This is a genomic window from Erwinia typographi (assembly GCF_000773975.1).
In the GTDB taxonomy this organism is placed as follows: domain Bacteria; phylum Pseudomonadota; class Gammaproteobacteria; order Enterobacterales; family Enterobacteriaceae; genus Erwinia; species Erwinia typographi.
On record NZ_JRUQ01000051.1, the window covers coordinates 59,967 to 85,923 of the forward strand.

A 25,957-nucleotide genomic window follows, 5' to 3' on the forward strand; every position below is an offset into this window, starting at 1 on the left:
GTTTTTCTCCCTTACCTTATCGCGACAGCATTCGGCTGGTGGACCCGCTGACTGGGGATGTCGGCGCGGCCGGTACATAGCCATCCTGAGTTTTGAGCAACGAAACCCTGGCCGGTCGCGCAGGGATCTGCGTGTCATAAGCCACGTAGACTTCTGTAGATTCGCCTGCTTTGAGGCGGGTATATGGCCAGGCGGAAACCGCCAGCGTGCGGTCGCTGCGACAGGCGGATTCATCAAACCTCGCCTCGCTGCCGCTGGTGTTGGTGACCACGCCCACCGCTATCTGCATCGAGCTGTTGCCGTACCACTGATGGCGGGCGCTGGTGCGGAAGGTCAGCGGAATATTGCACAGCGAGCTGAGCGACAGACCGTTCTGGCTGGCCTGCAGGCCGCCCGGCAGGCGGTTCTCTGCCAAATCCTGCATCGCGCTTTCAATGGTGCGTTTCATGTCGCCAAACTGATGACGGCGGCTGATATCGCGTATGGTGTCATTGACCTGATCGCGGTTTTCGGCGTCGACATAGCGTGAAGGATCGACCTGATCGCCAATCAGATGCGGCGTAATGATAAACAGCCGCTCGCGCTGCGAAGTCGTGTGGTTATTTGAGGTGAAAAGTTTACCAATCAGCGGGATTTTGCCGAGGATCGGCACACGCTGCTCGTCATCACCACTTTGTTTGGTATGGAAACCGCCCATCACCAGCGAGCGTTTTTCCTGCACCAGCGCCTGGGTGCTGATCACGCCGTTTTCGGTGCCCTCTGCGCCGCCGTCCTCGTTTTTATTCAGCTTGCCGTCTTCCACGTCGACAACCAGCTGCACCGCAGATTTGCCCGGATTATCCCCAATCGAACGCGGCGTGACGCGCAGGCTGGTGCCCGCAGTAACTTCGCGGATATCAGCCACCCGCTCGCCGATGGCGGTAATAAAGGCGGTGTTGCTGAAGTCGATCACCGCTGGCTGATTCTCCAGGGTTAGCACGGAAGGGTTAGCGATAATCGACGCGGTGCCCTCGCCCTCCAGCGCCTGGATATCGGCAAAGAAGCGGTTGAAGTCGGTGACGAACAGCGTGCTGGCCCCGCTCATCATCGAAGCGCCAGCCGTTACGTTGCCAAACTGTCCTGACCAGTTGGTCGAGAGGCGGGCCAGCTCATTACGATCAATGTCTACGATGACCGCATCGATCTCGACCAGCTTCTGTGGAACATCAATCATCTGCACCAGCTGTTGATATTCGCTGCGCAGCTTTTTGTTATCACGCACCAGCAGGGTGTTATTGCGCACGTCCGCCGAGACTTTTCCCTGAAGCGCCTTGCCCTGGCTCTGATCCTGGGCATTGCTGCGCCCCAGGCGAGTATTGCGGCCGATCATCTGCTCCATGATGCTGCGGCTCTCGCCTTGCATGGCCTGATAAGGACTGTCGTTGCCGCCGCGCCCGTTCTGCGTGGTGGTGGTGCCGTTTGCCGAACTGTTGGCATTTTGTCCCAGCAGCTCATTCAGCATAGTGGCGACGCCCGGCACGATCAGCGTCTGATCGCGGTATTTAATGGTGCGATCGGCCACGTCGGCATACTTCAGCGGGAACGCCATCATCTGCTTGTCTTCGCTGGTTTCCGGCTCAGATTTTTTACTGGACTCGGCAATCAGATCGACATATTTCGGCGGCCCGGTCACCAGCACCACGCCTTCATCCGGCAGTTCACCCCAGCCGAACCGCGGCTCCAGCAGGCCCACGCCCTGCAGAGCCTGCTTAATATCCGGCGCGGCGTCAGGGCTGATTTTCAACCGGCGAGAGGTCTGTTCCGACTGCGGGCTGACGTAAAGAGTATTGTTATAAACAAACCACTGGAAGTGATACTCCAGCGCCAGTCGGTTAAGAAAGGCTTCGGCGTTGTCAGAACGCAGGCGGGCAGTGACGAAGGTGTCGGGCAGGCCGGTAACGTTAGCATCCACGCCGTGGCTGCTGGCGAAATCCTGCAGGATGACGCTGAGCGGGGTATTATCCGCCGAATAGGCATAGGCGCCGTCTTTCCACTCATCCGGGGTGTTGGCATAGCCGTGGGGGATGGACAATCCGATCGCCAGCGCTAGCAGTAGCGGGCGAAACGGTAAAAAAGCTGGCAGCGGTTTGGACACGCTTTTCTCCTGGTTATACGGACGTCGTAACGCGTTGCCGCGTCAGCAGGCTAAGCAGGGTTTCCTGCCACACCTCACACTGGTTGCACAGGCTTTCCAGCAGAGTAACGGCATAATCGGTCTGGTCGTTCTTCAGCCGCAGTATCAGGCACAGTGTGTCGCTCTGCGGGTTCAGGCAGAGTGCGGCAGACTCATCGGCAAAATGGGCCAGAGCCGGACGAGTGATCCTCAGCGCGCTCTGCATTACCTGAATATCGACCGGGACCGGTAGCTGTAATTCAGCAAGGTAATACCAGCCACCGGGGCGACGGCGCAGGCTGACGGGTATGTCGTCAATCCACAGCGACAGCTCGCCCTGGGGCTGGTCAAGACAGCGATCAATCAGCGCCGCTACATCAGTTGATGGCATCGATGATCGCCTTGCGAATGCCGTGCTTGTACTGGGTGTACTGCGAGCTGGCCCAGTTGGCATTAGAAAGGTCGAGCATCTCATTCTGAAAAGCGTACATATCGCTAACGTTAAAGGGCTGGTCCTGGCTGCCCTCGGCAAACTGGTACATGTCCTTCTGCGCATGTACCACCTGATTGGTTAAGCGACGCTGGATAGAGTCGTCGTAGCTCATCGTGTCGGTCTCCTGTGGGGGTCTGTAAGTTATGTGGCCGCAGGTGCTGACCGGTTCCCAACGAGACGAAAAAAAGAGCTTAAGAGAGGGAAGGGGAGGAAGGCGGGAGCAGCGCCTGGCAAAGCTGGGTCCAGCTCAGATGCAGTTCGCCCTTTTCGGTAGTCAGCACCAGGCTTTCGTCCGGCAGCGCGGCGTCGCAGGAAAGCTCCCATCCCAGATGGGGATGCTGCGCCAGCCAGGCCTCAGCATCGGCCTGCTGCTGCGGTGGGCAAAGCAGCGTGGCGTTGGCCTGGCGTCCCTGTGCCTTCAGCAGTTGCTGAAGCATCGCCCGCAGGCGGTCGGGCGGGGGAAGCTCGGCCAGCAGCTGATTCATCGCCTGCGCCAGCAGAGCTTCAGCATGGGGCAGCAGTCCGGCCTGCCACTGCTGCTGCTGAGCCTGCCAGTCGCTGAACAGCTGTCCGCTGGCGGTTAAGAAATCCTGCTGCTGTTTCGCCTTCTGCTCAGCTATCTCGGTTGCGAAACGCGCTTCAGCATCGGCCAGCAGGGTTTCAGCCTGACGTTCGGCATCGTCTAAGCGGGCCTGCGCCTGGCGCCCGGCAAGCTGCAAAATGTCGAGCGCCTGCTGATGTTCGGCAAGCGTCTCGCGAGTCAGCACCGTCCCGGTCGGTAGCTGAGGGTCATTCAGCAGGGTGATTTTCTTGGCGATCCACATGCGGCACACTCTCAGGTTGCTGACTTTGCCAGATGGCGGCATCCCACAGCGCGGCCAGCCGCGAAGCGGGCAGGCTAACGGGCGGATGCTGTTCTGCCCCGGTCACCCACAATTTGGGAAACAGCAGGCGTAAGCGGGGCCAGCTGTCAGGGTAGATATTACGCAGCAGGGTCAGGCTCCCTGCGGCATAAGGCTGGAAACAGTCCGCGGAAAGCCAGTTCTCGCAGCGCAGTGCTTTAGCCAGCCGTCGGCACCAGATGCGGTTGGCCGGACTCAGGCCGGGTGGCTCTGACTGCGGCGCACAGATGCCCGCCAGCAGCGCCAGCAGCCGTTGCCGGCTCTCGCCCTGCAGCGCAATCAACGTCAGCAGGCGGGGTTCCGGCTGCGGGGGTAGGGCAGGACGGATGCCGAAGCTGGCGGCAACGGTCTGCGGATACTGCCAGGCCAGCAAACGCTGCTGCTCCTCCGGCATCGCATAGAATCCGCTGTCGCTCCAGCTGGCGTCAGCCAACTGCCAGTAGCCCTGATGCCACCAGTGCAGCCAGCTTTCCGCCTGCCGCTGATCCCAGCTCATCGATTATTTCCCCGTCGCCGCGGCAGCATCTTTCGGTTTGCCTTTTTTGTTTCTTTTCCCTGGTCGGAACATCAGTACGCCGAAGGCGACCAGCAGCGCAATGGCCAACAGTGAGAAGACCCATTTCACCGTGGAGTATTGATCCGCGGAGAGCTGGAACGGCCCCATCTGCACCACCTCAACGCGGTCTTCATAGGTTTGTGCGGGCACAAAGACAATAGCCAGATCCTTATCGCTTTTTCCTGCCAGGCCCGGAATGCTGGTGGCGACCAGCCGACGGATGCGCGGCTCAATACTGTCTGGATCGAGGTTGCTGTGATATTTGATAAAGACCGACGCCGAGGCTGGCTGAACCGGCTCGCCAGGGGCTAACCTTTCAGGTAAAACGACGTGTACGCGAGCGACCACCACGCCATCGATTTGTGCCAGCGTGGATTCAACTTCCTGTGAAAGCGCATAAATATAGCGGGCGCGTTCCTCCATCGGGCTGGAGATCACGCCGCTTTTCTGGAAGACTTCCCCCAGATTGGTACGCGCCTTGCGCGGCAGGCCGGCGGAGTCGAGGATATTGACGCTTCGTTCAATATTCTTTGCGTCCACCGATACGGAAATGCCGGTTTTTTCAATCAGCTTTTGCGCCGGGATTTGGTGCTGATTCAGCTCAGCAATAATGTCGTTGGCGTCGTTTTCGGCCAGTCCGCTGAACAGAACGGTTTGGTCACCGCAGCCAGCCAGCAGCATTACCAGCGATATAGCCGCCAGCCAGTTCACAAGCTTTTTCATTGGGTGGGCTACTGTAGGTTGGTCAATTTATCGATGCTCTGCACGCCCTTGGCGACAATTTTGGCATTCATTAAATTTTCGATGTAATAATTAGACAGCGCGGCGTTCGCCTGGCTGAATTCTAATAAATTGGAGGATTTTGACGCTTTCTGTAAATCCTGATAGGTCTGTTTTCTTTCCCGCTCATTATTATTTAGCGTATCGGCCAGGCCGGAAAGAAAGTTTGTGACGTTAGACGGCGCCGAGACTTTTTCTACCTGAGGTTCTTGTTTTAACTGCGCGGAAAAAAAATCAACGTCGTTTTGATCGGGCTGAACAATGGACGACTTGTCGGCCAGATCGGTAGGGGCTACCCCGGACTGCGAAGGTGAAATTTTCATGGCTGTTAACTCGCACTGAAGAGGACGGCGAAAGGGTAGGAAACAGTGCGGGCCAGGGCACGAACCCGCACAGAAGGCGAAACTAGTACTGAATTTTCACCTGAGCGGCGGCAGAACCGGCCTTGCTGGCGCTGTCCGCAATGCCGTTCATTTTGTTGTTCTGTGCATCCAGCTTTGCTTTATCTACCATATCCTGCTGCATCTGGCCCTGAACATCCTGCATCTGGGACATGAAGCTTGCGCCGTCAGTAGCACTTTCCATTTTAGTCGCGGCTGAAGCTGTTGATGAAATACCACTAGAGACTGTAGACATAGTGTAACTCCTGATTGATATATGAGTTTGAACATCAGCGTATTCGTGTATTAAGTGGGTGGTGAAGTTAAAGGGTTCCACAAAAAATTATTTTTATTTTTTTTGATTGTAAATTGAATGAGTAAAATATAATTCACCAACGCAACTACGCCTTCAGGCAACAATATTCAGCAATTTGATCCGGTGATAGAGCGTCCGGCGCGGAATGCCCAACTCATGCACGACATCATCAATTTTATGGCCGTGGCGGTGCAGGCAATCTTTAATCAGGCTGCGCTCAATGCGGCGTAGTCTGTCTTTCAGCAGCGTGGCCTCCCCCTCTCCGCTCATAATTGTGCTGAGTGGGGGCAGGCGAAGTACGTGGCGTTCGGCCGCCGCCTTCAGCTCGCGGATGTTTCCCGGCCAGCTGTGCAGCAGCAGCGCTTCATCCAGCGCCAGAGAACGGGCCGGTACGGCCTGCTGCAGGCGCATAGCCGCTTCCTGAGTAAACCGACGAAACAGTGGAATGATCAGTTCGGCGTGCGAACGCACGGTGGGCGTTTCAATTTTGATGGTGGAAAGACGAAAATAGAGATCGCGTCGAAAGCGACCCTGCTCAACCAGCTCAACTAAAGGAGTCTGGGAGGCGGCAATGACCCGCAGATCCAGCTGAACGGCCTGCGTGGAACCCAGCCGCTGAATCGATCGGGTTTCCAGAACCCTTAACAGCTTTGCCTGTAGAATCAGCGGCATACTGTCGATTTCATCCAGAAAGAGAATCCCCTTATCCGCAGCTTCAATATAGCCCGCGCGTGAATGGCTGGCTCCGGTGTAAGCGCCAGCCATAACGCCAAACAGCTCGCTCTCGGCGAGATTTTCAGGAATTGCGGCGCAGTTAACCGGCACCAGCGGGCCCTTGACGCCCGACAGATGATAGATTCGGCGGGTTAATGTGTCTTTACCGGTTCCGGTTTCGCCTTCCAGCAGCAGATCGACTTTTAACGGCGCAAGCGTATTGACCATCGGATGAAGCCTGGCGTGGATATCTCCGGTAGCCAGCTCGATATTGTCGCCTTTATCACTACCCATAAGCATACTTTCTCCTGTCTTCCCTCAGAGGAATTTTACATCTGGTGACATGATGCGAAATATGAGACGAAAAAGAACTCTTCTGCTGTCTGAGTGACCAGCCTTTAACCTTCAATTTCACTTACTATTTACTAGCCTTATACGCCTCGGCTATCAGTCTCATCTGAACTTTATGTGAGGATCTCCGTGCAGCGATGTAGGGAAATCCCTACACAAAAATCGCCTCGCACTGATAAGTGAATGTAAATAAGCGCATTATTTAGGTTGCTAATCGTAAGGAATTTGTAATTTTAATTGCAGAAAGCACAGCTTTATTTCAGCGCCATGGAACCCTGTCCGCCTGTTCTCCACCCAGTAAGCGAGAAGAAGCCTCGCCGATCCCTTAAGGACTGGCGCAGAGCCGACTCACAGATAGTCTCATTTCAATCAATGGAGGTTCCCATGAGTGGCATGAAAATAGGTGGCGGTGCTAACGGCGCGTTGGGCGGTGGTCTGGACAACATTGGCTCAAAATTCACCGACCTGGGGAAGAAGTTCGACGGCGACAGCAACAATTCTGGCAAAACGAATTCCGGCAATGGCGGCAGCGGGGCGCTGAACTTCGGTTCGAGTGCGTTGGGTAAGATCATCGATCACGGCGTGCAGTTCGGTAGCCAGGGAGGCAACAAGCCCTCGCAGGTATCGGACGCCAGCAGCGGTAGCGAGGGCGGTCAGGGGGTAGGCGGTGAGGAAAACAGCACCATGAACAGCATTACTCAACTGCTGAACGCCATCGTGCAGTTGCTGAAGGGACAGCAGGGCGGTGAGGAAGGCAGCAAAACGGGAACCGACGCCGGTAACGGCAGCGGAACTGGCAGCGGCGGTACGCAGGAGGCTGGTAGCGGGGATATTCTGACCCAACTGATGGACATGATTAAGAAAATGCTGGGTCAGCAATCTTCTGACGGTTCCGAAGGCACTTCTGATGCCGGCAGCCAGTCTGGCAGCGGCAGCTCCTCACCGGCCGCTGCGCAAAGCAGTAACGGCTCGCAGGAAGCGGGACAGGACGGTAGCGGTATGGCTGGTAAGCTCGGCAGCGCGCTACAGATGCTGGGGCTTGGCGCACTCCTTTCCGCTCTGCAGAGTGGAGGGGGGACAGGCGCTCAGGGTGGCAGTGAAGGCACCAGCACCAAATAAATCCTTTGTCCGGCAGAGCCCCCTTCACTGGCAAGCGGGGTGACAGAAAAACGGCCCCTGAAAGGGGCCTGAAATGCTGGAAACGGCATTAATGAGGCTGGATAAATCCGGCTTTAACCATCTGTTCCCTGAACGCGCTGGCGATAGCCTTATTACCGCCGGTAATGGGATAAATCACGTTGTTTACCACATCGTCAAGGTAGTGTTCGTTAAACTCCTGAAGGGTGAGTTGCGAACCCCCTTCGTCGTTGATGGCAATAGAGCCTTTAATGTGGTCACCTGCGTGCCTGGCCTTCAGGCTGTAGCGGCCCATGCTGCTGTTAATTGTGCTCATAAGATCTCCTTGATAATCGTCTTGGATGCGTCATAGCAAGTGAGTCCATAGCAAATGACATTACTCAGTCTAGTCAACTTCAGCGCACAGCTGTAAGCCTGGTTTGTAAAGAAAAGCCAGAGCGTGATCGCTATCGCGAAATAGAAAAGTTGCATCTTCGCAAATGAGCTGTTTGTTTAACTTTCTGAAAAACATATGTTTTATATTTTACTGGCTTTGAGCCGAAGGTGACGTGGCGCAGTGCAATAAGTCGGTGAATGGGCAAGGAAAACAATCTTCTTCTATACTCAAGCCACTACATCGTAGTGACTTTTTATCTGGCTGAGGAAAATGGAATGAAGATTATTCTCTGGATTATTGCGATTATTTTTATTGTAGGACTGCTAACCATCACCGGTGTCTTCAAAGTCCTGTTCTGATTACGTCTCAGGAGGCAGTGAAGATTGTTGAGCCGTCTCTTTTTCACTGCCCGGCCGCTTTATGTTGAAACAAAGATCGCTCAGGGTGATTGGGGTGTTGCAGGCCGCGCAACGCGCGCCATGATGCTGACCAAATCTGTCTCCTTTCGTGGTAAAGATTATTCTGCCCCCACCGCATTTATTGCAGCAAATCCTCACGAGCTCAGACCTCCATGTTTTAAGCAAAATCCTATTTTATCAAAAAAAACCGCCGCATTAATAAATAATATTAATCATTTTCGCTCGTAACATTTTCGCATAACAAGCTGAATTAAAAGGACAGGCCTGTGTATTATGGGGGGATGAGGCGTGATTCACGATTAAGGATTTTTCTCAGAAACAGCCGAAAAGAGCTATTCTCCGATATTTTTTAGCATGTTTTCGCGAAAATTTGGCGCTGAGCAGGATAAGTCCTGGAGAATCTTAACGCCTTTATTGTTAACATTTTTCTCATAGTGAACCTCCGACTTTCTCCGCATCTTATTAGTAATGGCGGGTACGTTAAGGTGGCGTTAAGTTTTAGGCGGTATAATGGCTGTTTTTTGTAACGGTATGACATCAGGCACCACTTTATAGCCATTGTGTAATGACGTCTTTTTAACATCAGGTGAAACGGTAAATAACTCTGTGAAGTCACGTAAACTCCCTCTTTTACTGCTGGCGCTGACCAGTGTCTTCTTTACCGGCTGTGCGCAGGCGATCACGCTGGCTACCGGCATCTCTAATACCTGGCACGCGTTTAGCGATAACGTCAGTGAAACCTGGAACAACCCGGACAGCTATGACCTGTATATCCCGGCCATCACCTGGCACAACCGTCTGACCTATGACAAAGAAAAAACGGACAGATACAATGAGCGTCCGTGGGGAGCCGGTGGCGGCATCTCCCACTATGATGAGAAAGGAAACTGGAACGGCCTGTACCTGATGGCGTTTAAGGATTCGTTTAATAAGTGGGAACCGATTGGCGGTTATGGTTGGGAAAAGACCTGGCGGCCGCTGAATGACCAGAATTTCCACCTGGGTTTGGGCTACACGGCCGGGGTCACGGCGCGGGATAACTGGAAGTATATCCCTGTTCCGCTGGTGCTACCGCTGGCATCAGTGGGTTACAGCAAGGCAACCTTCCAGATGACTTATATTCCAGGGACTTACAACAACGGCAACGTCTATTTTGCCTGGTTCCGCTGGCAGTTTTAGCGGCGGCAAAGGCGTGAAATTATGGCGAATCTGCAAAAAAGTCGATATTTATCACTTTTTCGATACTGGCTACTGGACAAAAGCCTCGGCAATTGCTGTACTAACTGGCGACACAGTTTAGTGTCCATTTTTCATGTAAAGGTAATATAGATGTCTAAGATTAAAGGTAGCGTTAAGTGGTTTAATGAGTCCAAAGGATTCGGTTTCATTACTCCAGAAGATGGTAGCAAAGACGTGTTCGTACACTTCTCTGCCATCCAGAGCAATGGTTTCAAAACTCTGGCTGAAGGTCAGCGCGTAGAGTTCGAAATCACCAACGGCGCCAAAGGCCCATCTGCTGCTAACGTTGCCGCTATTTAAGTTATCAGACAGAATTCTAAAAACCCGCCGAACGGCGGGTTTTTTTTGCCTTTTTTTCGCCCCGAAAGGAAACCGGTGATAAAGGCCGCCCGGTCAGCGCGACATAAAAGACTGAAGCCACAGGATCAACGCCAGCAGGCTGATGGCTACCGCAACGGCTTCACTGAACGTTTTAGGGAGGGCGTTCATCTTATCGTTTCTCTGAGCTGTTTAGTCAAAGAGTGTGGCGAAACAATATTAAGGAAACATTAATCAAACTGATTTGGACGAGAAAATACTGCTGGAGGCCTTCTGGTGAAAAAATATCTGACGGTCTGTTACGTCGCCAGCATTTCTGAGGCTTGCTAATTCAGCCTTGCAGGCTATATACATAGGCAAAAGAGCCCCGGCATGGCAGGCTCAAATCTGGAGAACACCCGATGAAAATCCGTCTGGCGGAAGCGAAAGACAGTTTTGCCCTGAGCGCGCTGTTAACTGAACTGGGCTATGAGAATACCGAGGCCTTTATCGATCGTCGGCTTGCCCAACTGATTGACGATCGGACTGAAGAGCTGCTGATTGCCGAGCATGGCAGCACGGTACTGGGCTTTATTTCCCTGCATTTTATTCCACAACTGGCCTTAAACGGGGATTTTGCCCGCGTCAGCTACTTCTGCATTGCAGAGGGAGAGCGGAGCAAAGGGGCCGGGCAGCAGCTGTTGCAACATGCTGAAAGCCTGGCGCGGCAGCGTGGCTGCGACAGGATGGAAGTGCATTGTCACCAGCGCAGAACGAAAGCCAATGCTTTCTATGCACGCGAGGGGTACAGCGAATCTCCCCGCTACCTGATTAAAAGCCTCAGCGAATAGCGTTTTTATCCAGACCGCAGGCCAGCAGCAGGGCATCAGCAATGCTTTCAATACTCTCGCTCTGAATCATTGAGATGCTGACGCGGATAAACTGGACCCTTCCGCTACGACAGCGCTCACCCGGCAGCACGGCAATGCCTCTTGCCGCCAGGGTGATCATCGCAAACTGCTCAGACTGGACCGGAATAAAAATGCTCAGTCCGTCACGGGCGGGCAGGACCAGCCCCCGTTTCGCCAGTGCGTCAAGCAGCTGACCACGCCGCCGGGCATAGATGGCTTTTGCCTGTTGGATCTGCTGTTGGGTGGTGGCGTCGGTCAGCATCCAGGCCACGGCCTGTTGCAGAATACGGCTGGTCCAGCCCGCGCCAAAATTTCGCCATGACTGAATGCGTTTAATCTGCGCCTGCGGGCCAGAGAGCACGGCCATTCTCAGGTCTGGTCCGTAGGCCTTGGAGTACGAGCGTACGTGCAGCGTTCTGTCCGGGAAGTAGCGCCCCAGGCTCCAGACCGGATGAGCGGAAAGATCCCCAATCCCATCGTCTTCCACGATCAGCGTTCGCGTGCCGGCCAGTACCCTGGCTAACGCTTCGCTGCGCGCTTCGCTGACCGTGTGCCCGGTAGCGGAATGGGTTCTGGGCTGATAAATAAAGGCCGTGGCGCCTTTGTTCAGTAACATCGCCAGCGCGCCAGGTAAGGGGCCGTCTTCGTCGCAGGCTAGCGGCATTATCTCTGCCCCGATATTGTCCAGCATATCCAGCAGACGCGTGGCGGTCGGGTCCTCAATGATCACCTTCTCGCCGGGTAAAAACAGCGTCTGCATAATGCAGTTCATGGCATCGAATCCGCCGTCGGTTGCCAGCCACGCGTCGGCCACGTAGGGCCAGCCGGGTTTAATCGCCTCCAGCAGGGGCTGGGCAATAGCATCGCGCTGGTAACTGTTCAACTGGGGACACTGCACGCCCTGCAACATCGCTTCTTTCAAGTCAGGAAGCAGAGCCGGGTCAGGGGACGCCATGGCAAGATCGGCACGAATATTGTCGCCATAATTGCCGATCTTCTCAAAACGTACCGGTCTTGGCGTGACGTTATCGCCGCATACCCACACGCCGCCGCGGCCTTTTCCGGCAATCACTTTCTGACGTTTCAACTGCCCCCAGGCCGCCGAAACGGTCGCAGGACTGACACCTAATTTCTCTGCCAGATCGCGCACTGAAGGTAAATGTGTGCCGATTGGAATCTGTCCCTCACGGATAAGCTCAGCCGTCACCCCCGAAATTCCCTTCACAGAGGCATCGGTAAGGCGCTCAGCAAACCAGTTCAAATCCAGCGTTGAGGTCATAAGAAATCCATTTGTTCAGTAACAAAGAAATTATTGTACAGCTATTATTATCGATCTAGTATCGAATTCAAGCAGTAATTGCACACTATTTATGCGCCCATTGCGGCGCGCTGTTCAAGGCAGGGAGAGAGAAGAGATGGTCACCATCAGACTGGCTGTACGAGACTGGGATTACTTTACGCCGCTGGCGCTTGGCGATATCAAACCGCAGGGGTTTGCGCTGGAGGTTCATCGTGTGGGGACGCTGGTGGGCAATCTGGCTACCAGCAGCGACTATGACGCGGCGGAGATCTCGTTCAGCCGCTATGCTCAGGGCAGGGCGAAGGGGGAATCCTCATTGCTGGCGCTGCCGCACTTCCTGATGCGGGGCTTCCGCCAGCGCTGCATTATCACCACGGCTGAGAACCCTCTTGTTTCACTGGCACAGCTGAAGGGAAAGAAGATTGGCGTTACCGGCTGGCAGGATTCCGGCAACACCTGGACTCGTGCCCTGCTGCGTGAGGCGGGCGTGGAGATTGATGATGCGTACTGGTTTGCCGGACGCCTGACCGCAGATCATCCCATTGTCGATCGCCTGAACGGATTTGGCCGTCCGGGTCGCATCGAAGTGGCGCCCGGTGAACGTCCAATGATTGAGCTGCTGCAAGCCGGCGAGCTGGATGCGGTATTCACCCCCTTTATGCCGCAGGGGTTCTTTCTGAAAGGCTCAGGTCTGCGTCAGCTGCAAACCGACTTCCGCCAGGCCGAGCTGGAGTACTTTAACCGCGTGGGCTACATCCCCGGCCATCATCTTCTGGCCTTTAAATCGTCCTTCGCTGAAACCCATCCGGAGATCCCGCAGCAGCTTAGTGAGCTGATCGAGCAGTCGGTAAAAATGTGGCATGACAAGCGCGAAAAATACGCCGATACCACGCCGTGGCTGCTGGACGATTTGCGACGCACCGCGCAGGATTTACCTGCCGACTGGAATGCAAATGGTTTTGACGCTAACAAAAAGATGATTACCGACTTCGGTAAAGAGCTTTTTGAGCAGGGTATTACTTCTCAATGCCTCACGGCTGGCGATTTATTCCCGTCCGTGCTGAAAGGAGCATAACGATGAAAGTTGCATTAGGACAGTTCGCGGTCAGCCGCGAATGGCAGGAAAACGCCGTGACCTGTACCGGGTTAATGGCACAGGCGCTGGCCGGTGGCGCAGATTTACTGGTGCTGCCGGAAGGCGTTCTCGCGCGCGATATTGCCGACCCGGATTTAGTGTTGAAAGCCGCACAGCCGCTGGACGGTCCGTTTCTGAGCGAAGTGTATGCCGCCAGCCGTGGCAACAATCTGACGACCATGATGACCGTTCATGTTCCCACCGACGATGGCAAGGCGCTGAACGTGCTGATCGCCGTGCGCAATGGCGAAATTGTGGCGCGCTACGACAAGCTGCATCTTTACGACGCGTTTGCTATGCAGGAATCCCGCAACGTGAGGCCGGGCAACAACGTGCCGCCGCTGGTTGAGGTTGCCGGGATGAAAGTGGGGCTGATGACCTGCTACGACGTCCGTTTCCCCGAGCTGGCCCGTCGTCTGGTACTGGACGGCGCGGATGTGCTGGTTCTGCCCGCGGCCTGGGTGAAAGGTCCGCTGAAAGAGATGCATTGGGAAGTGCTGGTGACTGCCCGCGCGCTGGAGAATACCTGTTATCTGGTGGCGGTGGGTGAGTGTGGTCCACGCAATATCGGCAACAGCCTGGTGGTCGATCCGTTAGGCGTGGCGATTGCGAAAGCGGCCGAAGCCCCGGCGCTGGTCTTTGCCGATTTAGATCCGGCACGGATTGCCCATGCGCGTAACGTACTGCCAGTGCTGGAAAACCGCTGTTTTGCTCGTCCTGAATTGCAAAATAAATAAGATATCGGGGGAAGGTTAGAATGAAAAAGAGAGCAACCGCCATTGTGCTGGCTTTGGGGCTTAGTGCGGGTTTTGCCCAGGCCGCAGACGCTATTCCGGTTCAGAAAGTCGATCAGGCGTTACACGATCGTTTACCGGCTGATATCAAATCGGCGGGGAAAATGATTTCAGTGAACAACGGTTCATTCCCTCCTTATGAGATCGTCGAGGGGCCAACCACCATGAGCGGAGCCTCCGCTGATTTGACCGAAGCGCTGGCCCAATTGCTGGGCATTAAAATTGAACATGCTACCGTGAGTGGGCTATCTGGCGTGTTGGCTGGCATTAAGTCTGGTCGTTACCAACTGGCGATTGGTCCGGTCGGCGACTATCCGGACCGTCAGGCGAACAATGACTTTATCGATTTCGTGCAGGAGTTCGTGGTATTTGCCGTGCAGAAAGGCAACCCGGAAAAAATTAACAGCCTGGATGATACCTGCGGCAAACGGATCGCGGTGATGGCCGCCGGTTCGGCCGAGCAGGTGATTCGCAAGCAGTCGCAGGTCTGTACCGACGCAGGCAAGCCAGCGGTCACCGTACAGTCGTTTACCGACCAGCCGTCGTCCATACTTGCGGTTCGCTCCAAACGGTCTGACGCCTTCTTCTCCTCTCAGGCACCGCTGGTGTACTTTGTTGACCAGGCGCACGGTCAGCTGGAGCTGACCGGTCAGGGCAAGAAAAACGGCTTTGGCGATATTTTCCAGGGCACCGTAGTGCCGAAAGATTCCGAGCTGGGCAAAGTGGTGCTTGATGGCTACAAGGCGCTGTTCGCCAACGGGACTTACGCGGCGATCATGAAAAAATGGAAGCTGGACGGCAACATGATTACCGCTCCGGGGGTTAACCTGGCGAAAGGGGCAGCGAAATGACCAACAGCGCCACGGATCCACGAGCCAGGGAGAGGGCAGACGTGCAGCAGCGCGACGTGGCTTTTGCCCGCAGCGCACCGCGTTATGGACGCCTGGTTTCCTGGATTGTGGTGCTGGTGATTGCGGCCAATTTTAGCTGGCTGGTCGCCACTAATCCCAATTTTGAGTGGCATGTCGTGCTGCAATGGTTTACCGAAGGCTCGGTGCTGAAAGGGTTACAGGTTACGCTGGGCCTGACCCTCGTTTCAATGATCCTCGGCACGCTGCTTGGCCTGCTGCTCGCGGTCGCACGTCTGGCGGATAACCGTCTGCTGAGCGGCCTTTCCGGGCTTTATATCTGGTTCTTTCGCGGCACGCCGCTGCTGGTACAGCTGATTTTCTGGTACAACATGTCGACGCTGTTTCCAAAAATTACCCTGGGCATACCCTTTGGCGGCCCGGTGTTTGCCAGCTGGAACACCAACGACTTAATCACTCCGCTTACCGCCGCTATTGCGGGCCTGGCGCTGAATGAAGCGGCCTATATGGCTGAAATCATCCGGGCTGGCCTTCAGTCGGTTGACAGCGGTCAGGTAGAGACCACTCAGGCCTTTGGGATGAGCCGCGCCCGCGCCCTGCGCCGCATTATCATTCCTCAGGCGATGCGTTCGATTATTCCGCCAACCGGCAATCAGTTGATCAGTATGATCAAAGCCACCTCACTGGTGAGCGTTATCGCCATGGGCGATCTGCTTTATTCAGTACAGTCGGTTTATAACCGCACCTTTGAGGTGATCCCGATGCTGATGGTGGCGGTGATCTGGTATCTGCTTATCACCTCGATTCTCAACGTGGGACAGTCATTTATTGAGCGTTATTACTCACGCGGCGTGCGTCGCAGCGTATCGGCGACTAAGCGGCGTCAATCGACGGCCGGGAGCAACGTCGCGCCAATGGTCAATCGTCCTTTCGTCCGTAAGGAGGATGTATGAGCGAGGTCAAGCCGCTGGTGCGTGCGCGTAACGTGCAGAAGAGCTACGGCGATAACGACGTGCTGAAAGGCATCGATCTGGACGTGATGCCGGGCGAGGTCGTGGTGATTTTGGGGCCGTCAGGCTCCGGGAAATCAACCTTTCTGCGCTGTATCAATCATCTGGAAGACATGAACGCCGGTTCTATTATGGTGGGCGATCAGCAGATAGGCTATGAGCTGAAAAACGGTTCGCTACAGCGTTTGTCGCCGCGTAATATTGCCCGCCAGCGCAAGGAAATCGGCATGGTGTTTCAGCAGTTTAACCTTTATCCGCATATGACGGTGCTGCAAAACATCATTGAAGCGCCGATCGGCGTGCATAAGGAGTCCCGTGCAGAGGCTACCCGCCACGCCACCGAGCTGCTGGCTACGGTGGGGCTGAGCGATAAGGCAGATGCCTGGCCTCGTCATTTATCCGGCGGACAGCAGCAGCGCGTGGCGATCGCAAGGGCGCTGGCGATCAGGCCTAAGCTGATGCTGTTTGATGAGCCAACCTCAGCGCTGGATCCCGAACTGGTGGGGGAAGTACTGGCTACGATGCGCACGCTGGCTGACCAGGGGCTGACCATGGTCGTGGTCACCCACGAAATTGGCTTTGCTCGCGAGGCGGCGGATCGGGTGGTGTTTATGGATGGCGGCGTAGTGGTTGAGCAGGGGCCGCCCGGCAAGGTATTGGCAAATCCTGAACATCCCCGCTTCCAGGCTTTCCTCAGTCGATTTATCTGATATTATCCCGCAGGTATTCTGTACAGGGCGTAATCTGTTACAGATTGCGGTTGTATTGACCGGTGAACTGCGCGTTAATACAGATTACGTTATCGACCTTTTTAGTGGTCAGGTTAAAAAAAGAAGGTGTGTATGGAAGGTATCAGTATCGCAAAACTGCTGATTATCGGTGCTCTGATCGTATTGCTGTTCGGAACCAATAAGTTACGTTCTCTCGGTGGCGATCTGGGGTCAGCGATTAAAGGCTTTAAAAAGGCTATGAGTGACGACGACACTTCCGCTAAAAAAGCGCCGGTCACTGAAGAAAAGCCTGCCGAACAGGTTGCTCATAAAGAGTGATTTCCCGTCGGTAAACGCAAAAACGGATGACAAAGTCATCCGTTTTTTGTTTCTGCGCTATTAATGTAAATAAGTGTGACAAGGCAGCGCCCCGCCAGGCCGCTTATTTTACTTCCAGACCTTTCGCCTGCATATCCGCGTGATAGGACGAACGGACGAACGGTCCGCAGGCAGCATGGGTAAAGCCCATGTCCATCGCCGCTTCTTTCATCTCATCAAACTCGGCAGGGCTGACGTACCGCTGCACCGGCAGGTGGTGACGGCTTGGCTGGAGGTACTGTCCCAGCGTCAGCATGGTTACGCCATGGCGACGCAGATCGCGCATCACCTCAACGATCTCCGCATTGGTTTCACCCAGGCCGACCATCAGGCCGGATTTTGTCGGCACCTGCGGGTGGGCTTCTTTGAAGCGCTCCAGCAGTTTCAGCGACCAGTCGTAGTTGGCGCCGGGGCGAACCTGGCGGTAAACGCGCGGGACGTTTTCCAGATTATGGTTAAACACGTCTGGCGGCGTGGCGGTGAGGATTTCCAGAGCGCGATCCATACGGCCACGGAAGTCTGGCACCAGCGTTTCGATTTTGATCGACGGACTCTTTTCGCGGATGGCGGTGATGCAATCGGCAAAGTGCTGAGCGCCGCCGTCACGCAGATCGTCGCGGTCAACCGAAGTGATCACCACGTAGCGCAGCGCCATATCCGCAATTGTCTGAGCCAGCTTCAGCGGCTCATTGCTGTCCGGCGTGACGGGGCGACCATGGGCCACGTCGCAGAACGGGCAGCGGCGGGTACAAATAGCGCCCAGGATCATAAAGGTCGCGGTGCCGTGGTTAAAACATTCTGCAAGGTTAGGACAGGAAGCCTCTTCACAGACGGAGTGCAGGCCATTTTTGCGCATGGCAGCTTTGATACCCTGAATGCGGCTGGAGTCAGCGGGGAGCTTGATTTTCATCCACTCCGGCTTACGTAAAATCTCCGTGCGCTCGGTCATCACGGTTTTCACCGGGATCAGGGCCATCTTATCTGCGTCGCGGTATTTAACGCCGCGTTCCATCTGAATGGGTTTACTCATAATCTTGCCAGTTCCAGGTTGTCATGCGCCATCGGCATAAAAGACAAAGTGTCATTCAACTTTTTTTGATAAAAGCGCAAAAATTATATCATCTCAGCGCCGCACTTTCAGCCAGCCAGGCAGATAAAATGTGACGGAGTTGTAAATTCGCACGGACGGTTACTTTCTGACGCCGCCATCGGTGGTTTCCCAACGGATTTCTGGGATATTCAGCAGCCTGCTAAAGTGTTCGATCAGTAGAGGGCGGACATCCTCCAGCGTTATGCCCGGCTTCAGCGCGCTGAGCTGCGTCATTTCCAGCCCGGCATAGCCGCAGGGATTGATACGCAAAAAGGGCGTCAGATCCATATCGATATTCAGCGCCAGCCCGTGGAACGAGCAGCCGTTGCGGATGCGTAGCCCCAGCGAGCAGATCTTTTTATTCTGCACATAAACCCCTGGCGCATCGGCTCTGGCCGCCGCTTCGATGCCAAAATGGGCGAGGGTGGCGATTGCCGTCTCTTCAAGTGCCGTGACCAGCTGCCTGACGCCAATTTTCCGACGCCTGAGGTTGACCATTACGTACATCACCTGCTGGCCCGGCCCGTGGTAGGTCACCTGACCACCACGATCGCTTTGCATCACCGGGATATCACCAGGTACCAGCAGATGTTCTGCCTTGCCTGCCTGGCCCTGGGTAAAGACTGAAGGATGCTCTACCAGCCAGATTTCGTCGCATGAGGCGTCGTTGCGCTGGTCGGTAAATTCATGCATAGCCTGAGAAGTGGCCGCCCAGGGCCGCAGGCCCAGCTGGCGAATGAGTAGGATATCCTGAGGCAAAAGGTATCGTCCGGTTGGAAACAGAAGGGGAGTATAACGCTGACAAAGGGCAAAACCCATGCCCCCTGTCAGGAAAACAATTTACAGCACCATGCGAACAATTTCGATTTTGCCCAGCTCGTCATACAGCGTTTCAACTTGCTCAATGTGGGTCGCGGTAATGGTGATTGAGACGGAATGGTAGTTGCCTTTGCTGCTCGGCTTCACGTCCGGAGAATAGTCACCCGGCGCATGGCGCTGAACCACTTCCACCACTTGATCAACCAGCTCCGGCTGCGCCAGGCCCATTACTTTGTAAGTAAAAGGAGTGGGAAATTCGAGCAGTTCTTTAAGATTGGTTTTCATAAGGGCTCCGGTAACGCCAAAACAAAGACTCCTGCCTTCAGATGCAGGAGCCTACAGATAAGTCAAATATGGGGCGCATTCACGCTGAAATCAAGAGGGCGATGCTACCCGAAGCGGGTAGCAAGGCAGACGGACGAGCAGGGATTAACCAAACCAGTGATGGAACATCAGCTTAATGTAATCCACGATGCGGCCAATAAAGCCACCTTCCGGCATATCGTTGAGCACCACCAGCGGATGCTGCTCAATGGTTTTACCGTCCAGCTGGAAGTTGATGGTGCCCACTACCTGATTTTTCGCCAGCGGAGCATGAAGTTCCGTGTTGCTCAGCGTGTAGCTGGCCTTCAGATCCTTCATGCGGCCGCGCGGGATGGTCAGATAAACGTCTTTTTCCACACCCAGCTGTACGCGATCGCTGTTGCCAAACCACACCGGCTCGGAAGCAAACTCTTTGCCTGCTTTCAGCGGCGCTACGGTTTCAAAGAAACGGAAGCCCCAGGTCAGCAGCTTTTTGCTTTCGGTTTCACGCCCTTTGTAGGTGTGACCGCCCATGACGGCGGAGATCAGACGCATCTGGCCTTCGGTAGCTGAGGCGACCAGGTTATAGCCTGCGGCTTCGGTATGGCCGGTTTTGATGCCGTCGACCTGTAGGCTGGTATCCCACAGCAGGCCGTTACGGTTCATCTGGCGGATGTTGTTAAAGGTGAACTCTTTCTCTTTGTAGACCGCGTACTCGTCCGGCACATCGCGGATCAGCGCACGGCCAATCAGCGCCATATCCCGCGCCGAGCTGTACTGACCATCGGCGTCCAGGCCGTGAACGGTCTGGAAGTGGGTATTCATCAGGCCCAGCGCCTTGACGTAGTTGTTCATCAGGCCAACAAACGCATCCTGGCTGCCGGCGACGTAATCGGCCATCGCCACGCAGGCATCATTGCCGGATTGCAGTACGATACCGCGAGTCAGTTCCGAAACGGGGACGCGGTCGCCAGGCTTCAGGAACATCAGGGAGGAGCCTTTGAAGACCGGGTTGCCGGTCGCCCAGGCATCTTTACCTACGGTAACCACGTCATCCTGCTTAATTTTTCCGGCCTTGACCGCCTGACCGATAACGTAGCTGGTCATCATTTTGGTCAGGCTGGCGGGGTCGCGGCGGGCGTCAGCATTTTTCTCTGCCAACACTTTACCGGAGTTGTAGTCGATCAGGACGTAGGCTTCCGCATCAATATCCGGCACGCCTGGAATCATTGTTTTAATATTCACGTCGTCAGCGTGGGCGAAGGAGGTCAGGCTGAGGGCAATCAGCGATCCCGCCGTCAGGCGTTTCAGTGGGGAGGAGGTCAGATTGTTCATGTTTAGGACTACAACATCCATCGGCTAGGTTAAAAAAAGTGACTCACTATAGCAAAAGCAGCTCAGCCCGGCACCCGTCTTTACCGAGAAGCTTAACAGAGGTATCAGTCTGTTAGCTTTATCAGGGTGCCGGTCAGCATTACATTTCGTTAGGTGCGACGGTGATAAAAGAGGACTGATTCGCTTCGCTCGACAACCTCTGCTGCAAAGCGCTGGCCTGCTGGCGAGAGGTAAAGCGCCCCAGTTGAACCCGGTAAACGTTGCCGCGGCTGTCAACAGTGCCTGGAACGCCAAACTGTTTGCTCAACGAGTTTACCCACTGTCTGGCGCGGGCCGGATCGCTTAACGCGCCAACCTGTACCACATAGGTGGTGCCTGAGGCTGACGGACGGCTGGCAGCGGCGGCAGCTGGAGCGGCAACAACGGCAGCGGCTGCAGTCGCGGGTGCAGCCGCAGATGCCGCAGGCTCACTGCCTTCCAGTACGCCAGAACGCAGGGGCTGTGACGCGCCTAAAAAGCCGCTGCTGCGCACCGGCGCGCCGAGCGTGTCATCGCTGCTCAGACTGGCATTATCAATCGGGTGGCTCTCTGGCGCCTGCTGTTGACTGGCCGCAGGCTGGGAAGCTGAACTGGCTACGGCTCCGCCGCCCATAACGGCCATGCCGCCAGCGATATCAGGACGAGGAGGCAGCGCATAGCTTTGTTTAGCTACGGTGGTTCCGATGGTGCCTGGTCCGGAAAGGCTGCCATCAGGCGCGACCTTGATGTAATCGATTTTGACTCGGGTATTGTTCGAGATATTCAGACGATCGCCCGCCGCACGGGAGAGATCGATAATGCGCCCCGGCGTATAGGGGCCACGATCATTCACGCGCACTACCAGTTGACGGCCATTAGCGAGGTTAGTCACGCGCACATAGGCTGGCAGCGGCAGCGTGGGATGCGCGGCGGTCAGCGCATCCGGGTCGAACGGTTCGCCCGTTGCCGTTCGGCTGCCAGCAGCTTCATCGCCGTACCAGCTGGCCAGTCCGGTTTCGCTGTAATTCGAAGGATCTTTGATAATGCGGTAATTCTTGCCGTTGACCGAGTAATCCTGGCTGGTGCCTGGATTTTGCGGTTCATAGCGTGGTTCAACCCCGCCAATCTCCACCACCGGGCCATTCCAGGCCGGCTGCTGTGGCGCGGGAGCCTGCTGTTCGGTGGTAGTACAGGCTGCCAGCAGGGCTGAAGCCAGAGCAATCCAAAGCCAATCCTTACGCATGTTAACGCCTCTTAAACGCTCTTCGACAACAGTTTTCGGTGGGTGTGAATCGACATAATAATGCCAAATCCGGCCATCAGCACAATCAGCGCCGATCCGCCGTAGCTGACTAGCGGCAGCGGAACCCCTACTACGGGCAGAATACCGCTAACCATACCAATATTAACAAAAACATACACAAAGAAGATCAGCATCAGACCGCCAGCCATCACGCGGCCAAAGGTGGTCTGTGCTCGCGCCGCCATCGTCAGACCACGCATAATCAGCAGAACGTAGAGTACCAGCAGCACCAGCACGCCGACCAACCCTAATTCTTCTGCCAGTACGGCGAAGATAAAGTCGGTATGGCGTTCGGGTAGAAACTCCAGCTGGGACTGCGTGCCGTGCAGCCAGCCTTTGCCGCGCAGGCCGCCCGAGCCGATGGCAATTTTAGACTGAATAATGTGGTAACCCGCGCCCAGCGGGTCGCTCTCAGGGTCCAACAGCATCATGACGCGGGCGCGCTGATAGTCATGCATCAGGAAGAACCACAGGATCGGCACAAAAGCGGCGACCATCAGGATAGCGACGATAATCAGTTTCCAGCTCATTCCAGACAGGAACAGCACGAACAGGCCCGAAGCGGCAATCAGAATGGAGGTGCCGAGATCCGGCTGGGCGGCGACCAGCAGCGTCGGCATAAAAATCAGCACCAGCGCGATAGCCGTGTTCTTCAGCGTAGGCGGACAGACGTCGCGGTTGATAAAACGCGCCACCATCAGCGGCACCGCGATCTTGGCAATCTCCGAGGGCTGGAAGCGAACAACCCCTAAGTCCAGCCAGCGCTGCGCGCCTTTACTGATATGACCAAACGCATCCACGGCGATCAGCAGGATCACGCAGATGATGTAGAGGTAGGGTGCCCAGCCTTCGTAGACTCGCGGGGGGATCTGCGCCATCACCAGCATGATAACGATACCCATCGCAATCTGACCGATTTTTCGCTCCATCATCCCCGGGTCCTGACCGCTGGCACTCCAGATCACCAGGGCGCTATACACCAGCAGGGCAAAAATCAGGATGAAAAAGGTTGGATCGACGTGAATTCGCGTCCAGATGGTGCTTTTTTGGTGACGATCATTCATGACTATTCACCCTCATAACCCGGCGGCACTGGGGCAGCGTCAGGCAGGTTGGTATTGTTGTCGCCGAGCATAATATGGTCCAGAATCTGGCGCATAATGGTGCCAACTGCCGGGCCTGCGCCGCCGTTTTCCAGAATCATGGTCACGGCTACGCGGGGATTGTCGTAAGGCGCGAAAGCGGTCATCAGTTTGTGATCTCGCAGGTGTTCAGCAATTTTATGCGCGTTGTAAGTTTCGTTGGCTTTCAGGCCATAGACCTGGGCCGTACCAGATTTAGCGGCGATTTTATACGGCGCGTCGGAAAAGCTTTTCCTTGCTGTGCCGTTAGGGCGGTTTGCTACGCCAAACATACCGTCTTTAGCAATTTCCCAATAGCCGGAGTGAATATCGGCAATCGGCGGGTTGTCAGGCTGGCGATACGGCACGCGGGTGTTATTCACGATGTTGGAGTGCAGCAGATGCGGCGTTTTGACCATGCCGTCATTGATTAGCGTCATCATCGCTTTGTTCATCTGCATCGGCGTGGCGGTCCAGTAACCCTGACCGATGCCCACCGGAATGGTATCCCCCTGATACCAGGGTTTCTTAAAGCGCTTCATTTTCCATTCGCGGGTCGGCATATTGCCCGGCGTTTCTTCCACCAGATCGATCCCGGTAAGGCTGCCGTAGCCAAATTTGTTCATCCACTCGCCGAGGCGGTCAATGCCCATGTCGTAGGCAACCTGATAGAAAAAGGTATCCGCCGACTCTTCCAGTGATTTGGTGACGTTCAGGCGACCGTGCCCCCAGTGCTTCCAGTCGCGGAAGCGCTTTTCGGAGCCCGGCAGTTGCCACCAGCCGGGATCAAACAGGCTGGTATTTTTATTGATAACCCCGGCGGTCAGCGCCGATACCGCGATATAGGGCTTCACCGTGGACGCTGGAGGGTAGGCGCCCTGCGTTGCGCGGTTTATCAGCGGGCGGTTAGGGTCGTTTAGCAGCATGTTGTAGTCTTTGCTGGTGATGCCATCAACGAACAGATTAGGATCGTAGCTCGGCATTGATACCATCGCCAGAATGTCGCCATTGCGCGGGTCGGTGACGACCACGGCGGCGCGGCTGCCAGCCAGTAGAGTTTCAATATACTGCTGAAGCTTCAGATCGATGGTCAGGTAGATGTCCTGTCCGGCCTGAGGGATCTGTTCGTGAAGCTGACGGATAACCCGGCCACGGTTATTGACTTCAACCTCTTCATATCCGGTTTTACCGTGCAGCATATCTTCGTAATAGCGCTCGATGCCCAGCTTGCCAATATCATGCGTCGCCGCGTAGTTAGGCCATTTGCCCTCTTTGCTAAGGCGGTCAACGTCGCGATCGTTGATTTTAGAGACGTAGCCCAGCACATGGGTCAGGGCAGAGTTGTACGGATAGTAGCGCCGCTGATAGCCTTTGACCTCGACGCCAGGGAAGGCGTACTGATTGACCGCAAAACGGGCGACCTGCACGTCATTCAGGCCGGTTTTCACCGGGATTGAGGTAAAGCGGCGCGAGCGCTTGCGCTCTTTTTCAAAGGCAACCAGGTCTTCGTCGCTCAAATCGACGATCGGCCGCAGCGCAAGCAGGGTTTTTTCCAGGTCGTCGACCTTTTCCGGCACCAGCTCAATCTGGTAAATCGTTCGGTTCAGCGCCAGAGGCAGGCCGTTACGATCGAAAATAATGCCGCGGCTGGGCGCAACCGGCACCAGCTTGATGCGGTTTTCATTGGAGCGGGTGCTGTAGTCGGTGTAGCGAATAATTTGCAGGTGATACAGATTGACCACCAGGATACCGGAAAGCAGTAAAATGCCAATGAAAGCGATCAGCGCCCGACGGACAAAGAGTGTCTGTTCGGCAGAGTAGTCACGAAAAGAGTTACGTTGTAATTTCATCCGCTGTTTCAGTGTATCCGGTTGATCTCAGGGCTATTCCCGATGGTATGGGTGATTCGCTGTCACGCTCCATGCGCGATACAGACTCTCCGCAACCAGCACGCGAACCAGCGGATGGGGCAGGGTTAGCGCGGAGAGAGACCAGCTTTGCTCCGCCGCCGCTTTGCAGGCGGGCGACAGGCCTTCCGGCCCACCGATCAGCAGACTGACGTCGCGGCCATCCAGCTTCCATCGTTCAAGCTGGGTAGCCAGCTGGGGCGTTTCCCACGGCTGACCAGGGATGTCCAGCGTGACGATGCGGTTGCCTTTGCCGGTTGCCGCCAGCATCATTTCGCCCTCTTTTTCAAGAATGCGTTTGATATCGGCATTTTTGCCGCGCTTGCCAGCCTGAACTTCGGTCAGCTCCAGCGGCATATCCTTAGGAAAACGACGCAAATACTCCAGAAAACCAGTTTGCACCCAATCCGGCATTTTGGTGCCGACGGCGACCAGCTGCAGCTTCACGCATTAACTCCAGAGCTTTTCGAGTTCGTAAAGCTGGCGGCTCTCTTCCTGCATCACATGAACAATGACATCGCCCAGGTCGACAACTACCCAGTCAGCGGTGGCTTTGCCCGCAATGCCAAGCGGTTTCATACCCGCAGCACGAGTTTCCTGCACCAGGTGATCGGCGATCGAAGCCACATGGCGCGTTGAGGTGCCGGTACAGATAATCATGCAGTCGGTAATGCTGGATTTGCCCTCAACATTCACCGAAACAATATCCTGGCCTTTGATGTCGTCGATTTTATCGATAACGAAGTCTTGGAGTGCTTGACCTTGCAAAAGGTTCCCCTTTTTTTTGATATAAATATCAATAATTTATTAATTTCGGCTCAAAATAATCCTAAAATCATTTA

Annotated in this window: 32 protein-coding genes; 12 read left to right on the forward strand and 20 right to left on the reverse strand. The window is 55.3% G+C overall.

Annotated elements, in window-relative coordinates; all coding sequences use genetic code 11:
- Nucleotides 1-16 precede the first annotated feature (16 nt).
- From sctC to NG99_RS18280, 9 genes are all read right to left on the reverse strand, one after another.
- Nucleotides 17-2,134, reverse strand: a complete 2,118-nt coding sequence (gene sctC / locus NG99_RS18240) for a type III secretion system outer membrane ring subunit SctC (protein WP_072017615.1) — start codon at nucleotides 2,132-2,134, stop codon at nucleotides 17-19.
- Between the two features lie 13 nt (nucleotides 2,135-2,147).
- Complete coding sequence (locus tag NG99_RS18245) at nucleotides 2,148-2,543, reverse strand: type III secretion system chaperone family protein (protein ID WP_052130771.1); 396 nt, start codon at nucleotides 2,541-2,543, stop codon at nucleotides 2,148-2,150.
- Nucleotides 2,530-2,757, reverse strand: coding sequence for an HrpF protein (locus tag NG99_RS18250; RefSeq protein ID WP_034896026.1), 228 nt, complete (start codon nucleotides 2,755-2,757; stop codon nucleotides 2,530-2,532). Before NG99_RS18250 ends, NG99_RS18245 begins: the two co-directional genes overlap by 14 nt.
- 79 nt (nucleotides 2,758-2,836) lie before the next feature.
- Entirely contained in the window at nucleotides 2,837-3,469 is a 633-nt protein-coding gene (gene sctL, locus NG99_RS18255) for a type III secretion system stator protein SctL (protein ID WP_034896028.1), read from the reverse strand.
- Entirely contained in the window at nucleotides 3,435-4,043 is a 609-nt protein-coding gene (locus tag NG99_RS18260) for a hypothetical protein (protein WP_034896030.1), read from the reverse strand. The genes sctL and NG99_RS18260 overlap by 35 nt, the downstream gene beginning before the upstream one ends.
- A 3-nt stretch (nucleotides 4,044-4,046) precedes the next feature.
- Nucleotides 4,047-4,826, reverse strand: coding sequence for a type III secretion system inner membrane ring lipoprotein SctJ (sctJ, locus tag NG99_RS18265; protein WP_034896032.1), 780 nt, complete (start codon nucleotides 4,824-4,826; stop codon nucleotides 4,047-4,049).
- Nucleotides 4,827-4,834: 8 nt separating this feature from the next.
- Nucleotides 4,835-5,206 (reverse strand): EscI/YscI/HrpB family type III secretion system inner rod protein, encoded by a 372-nt coding sequence (locus NG99_RS18270; protein ID WP_034896035.1) that lies wholly within the window; start codon nucleotides 5,204-5,206, stop codon nucleotides 4,835-4,837.
- Nucleotides 5,207-5,288: 82 nt separating this feature from the next.
- Nucleotides 5,289-5,519 carry a hypothetical protein gene (locus NG99_RS18275; protein ID WP_034896037.1) on the reverse strand — a complete coding sequence of 77 codons (231 nt, stop codon included), beginning with the start codon at nucleotides 5,517-5,519 and terminating at the stop codon, nucleotides 5,289-5,291.
- 153 nt (nucleotides 5,520-5,672) lie between these two features.
- Nucleotides 5,673-6,593, reverse strand: a complete 921-nt coding sequence (locus NG99_RS18280; RefSeq protein ID WP_052130772.1) for a sigma 54-interacting transcriptional regulator — start codon at nucleotides 6,591-6,593, stop codon at nucleotides 5,673-5,675.
- 435 nt (nucleotides 6,594-7,028) lie between these two features.
- Between NG99_RS18280 and NG99_RS27680 the strand changes: the two genes are divergently transcribed.
- A complete protein-coding gene (locus tag NG99_RS27680; protein WP_052130773.1) occupies nucleotides 7,029-7,763 on the forward strand; it encodes a hypothetical protein in 735 nt (244 codons plus the stop codon).
- 88 nt (nucleotides 7,764-7,851) lie between these two features.
- Here the strand turns inward: NG99_RS27680 and NG99_RS18290 are convergent, their stop codons facing one another.
- Nucleotides 7,852-8,097 carry a hypothetical protein gene (locus NG99_RS18290; protein WP_034896040.1) on the reverse strand — a complete coding sequence of 82 codons (246 nt, stop codon included), beginning with the start codon at nucleotides 8,095-8,097 and terminating at the stop codon, nucleotides 7,852-7,854.
- 335 nt (nucleotides 8,098-8,432) lie between these two features.
- Here NG99_RS18290 and NG99_RS30500 point away from each other — a divergent pair, with 335 nt between their 5' ends.
- The 5 genes from NG99_RS30500 to NG99_RS18305 all read left to right on the forward strand — a co-directional run bounded on the left by NG99_RS30500 (nucleotide 8,433) and on the right by NG99_RS18305 (nucleotide 10,963).
- Nucleotides 8,433-8,516 (forward strand): small membrane protein YohP, encoded by an 84-nt coding sequence (locus tag NG99_RS30500; RefSeq protein WP_456297742.1) that lies wholly within the window; start codon nucleotides 8,433-8,435, stop codon nucleotides 8,514-8,516.
- Between the two features lie 24 nt (nucleotides 8,517-8,540).
- Nucleotides 8,541-8,804, forward strand: a complete 264-nt coding sequence (locus tag NG99_RS29340; RefSeq protein ID WP_157032651.1) for a hypothetical protein — start codon at nucleotides 8,541-8,543, stop codon at nucleotides 8,802-8,804.
- Between the two features lie 378 nt (nucleotides 8,805-9,182).
- Nucleotides 9,183-9,755: a lipid IV(A) palmitoyltransferase PagP gene (gene pagP / locus NG99_RS18295; protein ID WP_408606416.1), complete on the forward strand. Its 573-nt coding sequence runs from the start codon at nucleotides 9,183-9,185 to the stop codon at nucleotides 9,753-9,755.
- A 150-nt stretch (nucleotides 9,756-9,905) separates the two neighbouring features.
- Entirely contained in the window at nucleotides 9,906-10,115 is a 210-nt protein-coding gene (gene cspE, locus NG99_RS18300; RefSeq protein WP_004156612.1) for a transcription antiterminator/RNA stability regulator CspE, read from the forward strand.
- A 419-nt stretch (nucleotides 10,116-10,534) separates the two neighbouring features.
- Nucleotides 10,535-10,963: a GNAT family N-acetyltransferase gene (locus NG99_RS18305; RefSeq protein WP_034896045.1), complete on the forward strand. Its 429-nt coding sequence runs from the start codon at nucleotides 10,535-10,537 to the stop codon at nucleotides 10,961-10,963.
- Here the strand turns inward: NG99_RS18305 and NG99_RS18310 are convergent.
- Nucleotides 10,953-12,302: an aminotransferase class I/II-fold pyridoxal phosphate-dependent enzyme gene (locus tag NG99_RS18310; protein ID WP_034896050.1), complete on the reverse strand. Its 1,350-nt coding sequence runs from the start codon at nucleotides 12,300-12,302 to the stop codon at nucleotides 10,953-10,955. The two genes, NG99_RS18305 and NG99_RS18310, sit on opposite strands and share 11 nt — an antisense overlap.
- Before the next feature lie 136 nt (nucleotides 12,303-12,438).
- Here NG99_RS18310 and NG99_RS18315 point away from each other — a divergent pair, with 136 nt between their 5' ends.
- From NG99_RS18315 to tatE, 6 genes are all read left to right on the forward strand, one after another.
- Nucleotides 12,439-13,398, forward strand: a complete 960-nt coding sequence (locus NG99_RS18315; protein ID WP_034896053.1) for a substrate-binding domain-containing protein — start codon at nucleotides 12,439-12,441, stop codon at nucleotides 13,396-13,398.
- A 2-nt stretch (nucleotides 13,399-13,400) separates the two neighbouring features.
- Complete coding sequence (locus NG99_RS18320; RefSeq protein WP_034896055.1) at nucleotides 13,401-14,195, forward strand: deaminated glutathione amidase; 795 nt, start codon at nucleotides 13,401-13,403, stop codon at nucleotides 14,193-14,195.
- Nucleotides 14,196-14,215: 20 nt separating this feature from the next.
- Entirely contained in the window at nucleotides 14,216-15,103 is an 888-nt protein-coding gene (locus NG99_RS18325) for an ABC transporter substrate-binding protein (protein ID WP_034896058.1), read from the forward strand.
- A complete protein-coding gene (locus NG99_RS18330) occupies nucleotides 15,100-16,074 on the forward strand; it encodes an amino acid ABC transporter permease (protein ID WP_034896060.1) in 975 nt (324 codons plus the stop codon). Before NG99_RS18325 ends, NG99_RS18330 begins: the two co-directional genes overlap by 4 nt.
- On the forward strand, nucleotides 16,071-16,841 hold the full coding sequence (locus NG99_RS18335) for an amino acid ABC transporter ATP-binding protein (RefSeq protein ID WP_034896062.1): 771 nt from the start codon (nucleotides 16,071-16,073) through the stop codon (nucleotides 16,839-16,841). Before NG99_RS18330 ends, NG99_RS18335 begins: the two co-directional genes overlap by 4 nt.
- A 132-nt stretch (nucleotides 16,842-16,973) precedes the next feature.
- On the forward strand, nucleotides 16,974-17,180 hold the full coding sequence (gene tatE / locus NG99_RS18340; RefSeq protein WP_034896065.1) for a twin-arginine translocase subunit TatE: 207 nt from the start codon (nucleotides 16,974-16,976) through the stop codon (nucleotides 17,178-17,180).
- 103 nt (nucleotides 17,181-17,283) lie between these two features.
- On the opposite strand, the gene lipA is transcribed toward tatE, so the two are convergent.
- From lipA to rsfS, 9 genes are all read right to left on the reverse strand, one after another.
- Nucleotides 17,284-18,249 carry a lipoyl synthase gene (gene lipA / locus NG99_RS18345; RefSeq protein ID WP_034896067.1) on the reverse strand — a complete coding sequence of 322 codons (966 nt, stop codon included), beginning with the start codon at nucleotides 18,247-18,249 and terminating at the stop codon, nucleotides 17,284-17,286.
- A gap of 159 nt (nucleotides 18,250-18,408) precedes the next feature.
- The gene (lipB, locus tag NG99_RS18350; protein ID WP_034896070.1) at nucleotides 18,409-19,068 is read right to left on the reverse strand and encodes a lipoyl(octanoyl) transferase LipB; all 660 of its coding nucleotides are present in this window, start codon (nucleotides 19,066-19,068) and stop codon (nucleotides 18,409-18,411) included.
- A gap of 81 nt (nucleotides 19,069-19,149) precedes the next feature.
- Nucleotides 19,150-19,413 (reverse strand): DUF493 family protein YbeD, encoded by a 264-nt coding sequence (gene ybeD / locus NG99_RS18355; RefSeq protein ID WP_013201269.1) that lies wholly within the window; start codon nucleotides 19,411-19,413, stop codon nucleotides 19,150-19,152.
- A 144-nt stretch (nucleotides 19,414-19,557) separates the two neighbouring features.
- Nucleotides 19,558-20,766: a D-alanyl-D-alanine carboxypeptidase DacA gene (gene dacA / locus NG99_RS18360; protein ID WP_034896075.1), complete on the reverse strand. Its 1,209-nt coding sequence runs from the start codon at nucleotides 20,764-20,766 to the stop codon at nucleotides 19,558-19,560.
- 139 nt (nucleotides 20,767-20,905) lie between these two features.
- Nucleotides 20,906-22,027 (reverse strand): endolytic peptidoglycan transglycosylase RlpA, encoded by a 1,122-nt coding sequence (gene rlpA, locus NG99_RS18365; protein WP_034896076.1) that lies wholly within the window; start codon nucleotides 22,025-22,027, stop codon nucleotides 20,906-20,908.
- Nucleotides 22,028-22,038: 11 nt separating this feature from the next.
- Nucleotides 22,039-23,151: a peptidoglycan glycosyltransferase MrdB gene (gene mrdB / locus NG99_RS18370; RefSeq protein ID WP_034896079.1), complete on the reverse strand. Its 1,113-nt coding sequence runs from the start codon at nucleotides 23,149-23,151 to the stop codon at nucleotides 22,039-22,041.
- A gap of 2 nt (nucleotides 23,152-23,153) precedes the next feature.
- A complete protein-coding gene (mrdA, locus tag NG99_RS18375; RefSeq protein ID WP_034896081.1) occupies nucleotides 23,154-25,058 on the reverse strand; it encodes a peptidoglycan DD-transpeptidase MrdA in 1,905 nt (634 codons plus the stop codon).
- Nucleotides 25,059-25,091: 33 nt separating this feature from the next.
- On the reverse strand, nucleotides 25,092-25,562 hold the full coding sequence (gene rlmH / locus NG99_RS18380) for a 23S rRNA (pseudouridine(1915)-N(3))-methyltransferase RlmH (protein ID WP_034896082.1): 471 nt from the start codon (nucleotides 25,560-25,562) through the stop codon (nucleotides 25,092-25,094).
- Between the two features lie 3 nt (nucleotides 25,563-25,565).
- Nucleotides 25,566-25,883 carry a ribosome silencing factor gene (rsfS, locus tag NG99_RS18385; protein ID WP_034896084.1) on the reverse strand — a complete coding sequence of 106 codons (318 nt, stop codon included), beginning with the start codon at nucleotides 25,881-25,883 and terminating at the stop codon, nucleotides 25,566-25,568.
- Nucleotides 25,884-25,957: the final 74 nt, after the last annotated feature.

What these genes read in the sequence shown, in the direction of transcription:
- NG99_RS18305 (WP_034896045.1), top strand. Translation starts at nt 10,535, where the DNA reads ATGAAAATCCGTCTGGCGGAAGCGAAAGACAGTTTTGCCCTGAGCGCG.
- tatE (WP_034896065.1), top strand. Translation starts at nt 16,974, where the DNA reads ATGGAAGGTATCAGTATCGCAAAACTGCTGATTATCGGTGCTCTGATC.
- NG99_RS18335 (WP_034896062.1), top strand. Translation starts at nt 16,071, where the DNA reads ATGAGCGAGGTCAAGCCGCTGGTGCGTGCGCGTAACGTGCAGAAGAGC.
- sctL (WP_034896028.1), bottom strand. Translation starts at nt 3,469, where the DNA reads ATGTGGATCGCCAAGAAAATCACCCTGCTGAATGACCCTCAGCTACCG.
- NG99_RS18315 (WP_034896053.1), top strand. Translation starts at nt 12,439, where the DNA reads ATGGTCACCATCAGACTGGCTGTACGAGACTGGGATTACTTTACGCCG.
- NG99_RS18280 (WP_052130772.1), bottom strand. Translation starts at nt 6,593, where the DNA reads ATGCTTATGGGTAGTGATAAAGGCGACAATATCGAGCTGGCTACCGGA.
- NG99_RS30500 (WP_456297742.1), top strand. Translation starts at nt 8,433, where the DNA reads ATGAAGATTATTCTCTGGATTATTGCGATTATTTTTATTGTAGGACTG.
- NG99_RS18260 (WP_034896030.1), bottom strand. Translation starts at nt 4,043, where the DNA reads ATGAGCTGGGATCAGCGGCAGGCGGAAAGCTGGCTGCACTGGTGGCAT.
- lipA (WP_034896067.1), bottom strand. Translation starts at nt 18,249, where the DNA reads ATGAGTAAACCCATTCAGATGGAACGCGGCGTTAAATACCGCGACGCA.
- NG99_RS18270 (WP_034896035.1), bottom strand. Translation starts at nt 5,206, where the DNA reads ATGAAAATTTCACCTTCGCAGTCCGGGGTAGCCCCTACCGATCTGGCC.
- NG99_RS18330 (WP_034896060.1), top strand. Translation starts at nt 15,100, where the DNA reads ATGACCAACAGCGCCACGGATCCACGAGCCAGGGAGAGGGCAGACGTG.
- ybeD (WP_013201269.1), bottom strand. Translation starts at nt 19,413, where the DNA reads ATGAAAACCAATCTTAAAGAACTGCTCGAATTTCCCACTCCTTTTACT.
- NG99_RS18250 (WP_034896026.1), bottom strand. Translation starts at nt 2,757, where the DNA reads ATGAGCTACGACGACTCTATCCAGCGTCGCTTAACCAATCAGGTGGTA.
- rlpA (WP_034896076.1), bottom strand. Translation starts at nt 22,027, where the DNA reads ATGCGTAAGGATTGGCTTTGGATTGCTCTGGCTTCAGCCCTGCTGGCA.
- NG99_RS18275 (WP_034896037.1), bottom strand. Translation starts at nt 5,519, where the DNA reads ATGTCTACAGTCTCTAGTGGTATTTCATCAACAGCTTCAGCCGCGACT.
- NG99_RS18320 (WP_034896055.1), top strand. Translation starts at nt 13,401, where the DNA reads ATGAAAGTTGCATTAGGACAGTTCGCGGTCAGCCGCGAATGGCAGGAA.
- dacA (WP_034896075.1), bottom strand. Translation starts at nt 20,766, where the DNA reads ATGAACAATCTGACCTCCTCCCCACTGAAACGCCTGACGGCGGGATCG.
- cspE (WP_004156612.1), top strand. Translation starts at nt 9,906, where the DNA reads ATGTCTAAGATTAAAGGTAGCGTTAAGTGGTTTAATGAGTCCAAAGGA.
- NG99_RS18310 (WP_034896050.1), bottom strand. Translation starts at nt 12,302, where the DNA reads ATGACCTCAACGCTGGATTTGAACTGGTTTGCTGAGCGCCTTACCGAT.
- NG99_RS27680 (WP_052130773.1), top strand. Translation starts at nt 7,029, where the DNA reads ATGAGTGGCATGAAAATAGGTGGCGGTGCTAACGGCGCGTTGGGCGGT.
- NG99_RS18245 (WP_052130771.1), bottom strand. Translation starts at nt 2,543, where the DNA reads ATGCCATCAACTGATGTAGCGGCGCTGATTGATCGCTGTCTTGACCAG.
- sctJ (WP_034896032.1), bottom strand. Translation starts at nt 4,826, where the DNA reads ATGAAAAAGCTTGTGAACTGGCTGGCGGCTATATCGCTGGTAATGCTG.
- mrdA (WP_034896081.1), bottom strand. Translation starts at nt 25,058, where the DNA reads ATGAAATTACAACGTAACTCTTTTCGTGACTACTCTGCCGAACAGACA.
- mrdB (WP_034896079.1), bottom strand. Translation starts at nt 23,151, where the DNA reads ATGAATGATCGTCACCAAAAAAGCACCATCTGGACGCGAATTCACGTC.
- NG99_RS18325 (WP_034896058.1), top strand. Translation starts at nt 14,216, where the DNA reads ATGAAAAAGAGAGCAACCGCCATTGTGCTGGCTTTGGGGCTTAGTGCG.
- NG99_RS18290 (WP_034896040.1), bottom strand. Translation starts at nt 8,097, where the DNA reads ATGAGCACAATTAACAGCAGCATGGGCCGCTACAGCCTGAAGGCCAGG.